2 protein-coding genes are annotated in these 4,306 nt (G+C 74.9%); both read right to left on the bottom strand.

All coding sequences use genetic code 11. The annotated features are described in order from the left end of the window. Nucleotides 1–156: 156 nt before the first annotated feature. Entirely contained in the window at nt 157–2,241 is a 2,085-nt protein-coding gene (locus HW578_RS23470) for a hypothetical protein (protein WP_198373130.1), read from the bottom strand. Between the two features lie 4 nt (nt 2,242–2,245). Next, on the bottom strand, nt 2,246–4,306 hold a 2,061-nt coding region (locus tag HW578_RS23465; protein WP_198373129.1), incomplete at its 5' end, for a DUF4159 domain-containing protein.

Here is a 4,306-nt window from a genome sequence, read left to right as displayed (position 1 = left end):
CCGAGGGGTGGGGGCAGGCGGGCGGTCAGAGACCGCTTGAGAATGCCGCCACCGGCCCGCTCCCCCACCCGGCCACTGTCGTTGGGTGGCCGGGTGGGGGAGCGGGCCGGTGCCGAACTGCAGAATGCGCCCTTCGGCGCATTCTCGAACGGTCTCTCAGCGCCCTTCGCGCCGCCAGGCCATCACCGCGGCACCCAGCACCAGCAGCAGCGCGAGCCAGGCCGGCAGCAGCGGCAGCGCGCTGATGCCGGTGACCGTGTGGTCGCCGTTGCGGCGCAGCCCGATCCAGCCGGCCCCCGCCACGTCGCGCCCCGGCGCCACGCGGCGCAGTTCCGGGATGGCCGGCGCCGCGCCATCGCCCATGAAGCGCGCCGCGCCCCCCGTGCCGGCCAGGAGCGGCCGCAGCCGTTCGGCATCGGCGCGCAGATCGGCGATCTCGAGTGGATTGGCCGCGGCCGAGGCGGCGAAGGCGGTGCGCCGCCCGTCCGCCGCCTGCCACACGCCGGGCTGGGTCGCCGGCAGGCTCAGCGTCGCGCGCCCACCGCCGGCTTCCTCGGGGCGCGCGCGCGTCACGGTGCCGTCCGGTGCGGTCACGGTGAACTCGGGCGGCGGGCCGGCATCGAGGCTGCGCCGCGTCACCGTCAGCCGCCCGGCCTCGATGCGCGCGGTCAGGTCCTCCTCCTCAAGCTCGGTCTCGCGCATCAGCCAATGCGCGATGCGGCGCAGCACCTCCTGCTGCGGGCCGCCGCCGTCATGCCCGCGGGACCACAGCCAGATATGGTCGGACAGCAGCAGCGCGACGCGGCCCTCGCCCACGCGATCCAGCACCAGCAGCGGCGCGCCGTCCGGGCCTTCCATCACGGTGCTGCCGGAGCGCGCCTCGGTGCGTAGCCAGCGGTACCAGCGACCCCATTGCGCCTCGGTCTGCTCGGTATTGGCGCCGATCAGCCCCTCGGTGACCGGGTGGCGGAAGCCCAGGGCGGAGACGCGCGGGCGAAAGGCCTGTTCCGCCACCGCGTTCTGCCGCCCCGCCGGCCGCGCCGGCAGCACCTGGCCCAACGGCGTCAGCGCGAGCGACACCGGCCCGCTGAACTCCGGCCCGGTCGACATCAGCAGCGCCCCGCCGCCGCGCACGTAGTCGGCGATGTTGCGCAGGTAGGCGACCGGCAGGATGCCGCGGTTGGAGAAGCGGTCGAAGACGATCAGGTCGAAGTCGCGCAGCTTCACCTGGAACAGCTCGCGCACCGGGAAGGCGATCAGCGCCAGTTCGTTCAGCGGCGTCAGGTCGTCCTTCTCCGGCGGCCGAAGGATGGTGAAGTGCACCAGGTCGACATTCGGGTCGGCCTTGAGCAGGCGCCGCCATGTACGTTCCCCGGCATGCGGTTCGCCGGAGACCAGCAGCACGCGCAGCCGGTCGCGCACGCCGTTGATGGTCACCACCTGGCGGTTGTTGCGGATGGCGACCTCGCCGGGGCGGGTCTCGGCCTCGATTTCGACCACGGTCGGGCCGCCGCGCTGGATCGGCACGGTGATGCGGTGGTCGCGCCCGACCGGGACGCTTTCGCTGCGCGCCGCCTCGCCGTCGCGGCGGATGGTCAGGCGCGCCGCACCCTGCGCATTGGGCACGCCGAGGTCATCCACCGCGACGCGGATGTCGACCTGCCGGCTGACGATGCCGAAGCCTGGGGCCTCGATGATGCGCAGGCGCCGGTCGGTCTGCCCCGCGCGGCCGGGCAGCAGGGCATGGAAGGGCGCGTCGAAGGGCGCGGCGCCGGGGATGTCGTGCGCCTGGCCGTCGGTCAGCGCGATGATGCCGGCGAGGCGCGCGCGGGGGATCTCGGCAAGCGCGCGCTCGATCGCGGCGAACAGGCGGGTGCCCTGGTTGCCGCCCTCGGGCACTTCCACCGTGCGCAGTTCCAACTCGGGCAGGCGGGCGGCGCGGGCTTCGACCTCGCGCCGCGCCGCCTCGATCTGCGCGGAGCGGGTGGCGACGGTGGTCGAATCCGTCTGGTCCACCACCAGCAGGGCGATGTCGGGCCGGGTCTCCCGCGTTTCCTCGACCAGGCGCGGATTGGCCAGGGCGAGCAGGATCAGCGCGAAGGACACGCCGCGCCAGACGATGCCGCGCGCGCGCCGCAGCACCGCCGGCACCAGCGCGAGGGCCGCCAGCGCCGCCGCGAGGCCCAGCAGCCAGAGCGGCAGGACGGGCGCGAAGTCGATGCCGGCGATGGTCTGGGTCAACGGCTCAATTCCCCAGCCGTTCGAGGATGGCGGGCACGTGCACCTGGTCGCCCTTGTAGTTGCCGGTCAGCGCGTACATCACGAGGTTGACGCCGAAGCGATAGGCCAGGATGCGTTGCCGCGCCCCGCCGGGAATGGTCGCGTATGGGTTCTGCCCGCGCGCATCCATCGCCCAGGCCGCCGCCCAGTCATGGCCGCCGATGATGACGGGGCTCACGCTGTCATTGGCGCGGTCCTGGTCGCGCGCCACCCAGACCTGGCCGCCGGCGAAGCGTCCGGGCAGGTCCTGCAGCAGGTAGAAGGCCCGCTTGAGCACGTGGTCATCCGCCACCGGCGCCAGCGGCGGCACGGCGAGGTCGCGCGTGACGCGCCGCAGCGCGACGCGCGCACCCGGCGCGAAGCCCTCGCCCGAGCCTTCGTCGCGCGTGTCCATCAGGATGATGCCGCCGTTGCGCATGAAGGTGTTGAGCGCGGCGGCGGCGGCGGCGTCAGGCTGCGAAGCCTCCGCCAGGATAGGCCAATAAAGCAGCGGATAGAGCGAAAGATCGTCGCGCCCCGGCACCACCGGATGAGGTTCCGCCAGCGCCGCCGCGCTGCGGCGGTTCACGAAATCCGACAGCCCCGCGAGGCCGAGGCGCGAGACCTCGTCGACCTGCGTGTCGCCCGTCACGATGTAGGCGAGGCGCGTGGCATTGGCCGCCGCACCATCCGCTTCGGGCGACTGCGCGCCGGCGGGCAGCACCAGCGCCGCCAGCAGCAGCGCCGTCATGCCAGTGCGGCGCGACCATTGCGGCCCGACCAGCCCGCGCTGCACCAGCGAGATCACGAGATCCGCCGCGAGCAGCAGGAGCGCGAGCGCGAGCAGCCACGGCCCCAGGTCGCGTTCCGCCGGCACGCCGCCGATCGTCTCGGCCCGCGCGCCGGGCGGCGGCGCGGCGGCAGCGCGCAGCACCGGCAGATGCGCTGAGAGGTTCAGCGCGCGGCGCCAGGCGGCGTCCTCCGCCTGGCCCGGCGTGCCGTACCAGCCCGGCGGATGCCGGGGCGATGCCACGGTCTCCTCGACCCTGTTGGCCGGGATGGGGGCGGCCGCCGGCGGCGCGGGCCCAAGCCGGCCGAAGCCGTCGAGCATTTCCAGCGGGGCGAGCGGCGCCTCGCCCTCCGCCCCCTGCACGCCGGCCGAGAGCGCTACCAGCCGCCGCAGCATGTCCACGAACAGGCCCGACAGCGGCAGGTTCGACCACTCCGCATTGGCGGTCACATGGAACAGCACGATCCGCCCGCGCCCGCGCGAGACCGCGGTGACCAACGGCGTGCCGTCCGCGAGCCGCGCCCAGGAACGCTCGGTCAGGCGCGGCGAGGGTTCCGCCAGCACCTGGCGCTCCACCGCGACCTCGGCCGGCGGCGTCAGGCCCGCGAAGGGCGAGCCCTCCGGGAAGGGGGCCAGCGATTGCGGCCGGTCCCACGACAGCGCGCCGCCCAATTGCCGCTCGCCGGCGCGCAGCGCGACGGGCAGCAGCGGATCGGGCCGTTCCGCCAGCCGCGGGCCGGCGAAGCGCACCAGCAGCCCGCCTTCCTCGACCCAGCGGGTCAGCGCCTCGCGCTCGCGCCCCTCGGACACCTCGCGGTCGGCCAGCACCATCACCGCGAGGCGGCGGCCCAGCAGCGCCTCGGGCGTGCCGCGCCGGATCTCGGCATAGGGGGCCAGGGCGCGCTCCAGGTAGAACAGGTCGCCGGTCAGCGGCGCATCGGCGGTGGTCTCGAGCGCGGCCGAAAGCCCGACCGGGCGGCGGCGGAAGCGTTCGTCCAGCAGCACCGTCCCGGCCGCGCCGGCCTCCGGCTCGAGGTCCAGGCGCACCACCTGGTTGCGGATCTCGATCGGCAGGTCGAGCGACGCCTCCGCGCTCGTCGCCCCGGCCGGGAAGGCGAGCACGGCGGAGGCGATGGCGCGGCCGTCGCTGGTGCGGGCGAGCACCGTCGTCTCGGTCGGCGTGGCGGCGGGGGTCTGCAGCGCGCGCACCACCAGCCGGTCCGCCTCGGCACGGGGCGGCGGCAGCACGCGGGCGGG

The sequence above is a fragment of the Roseomonas rosulenta genome (genome assembly GCF_016106005.1).
Classification (GTDB): domain Bacteria; phylum Pseudomonadota; class Alphaproteobacteria; order Acetobacterales; family Acetobacteraceae; genus Neoroseomonas; species Neoroseomonas rosulenta.
This window is presented reverse-complemented; position numbering and strand designations above follow the sequence as displayed.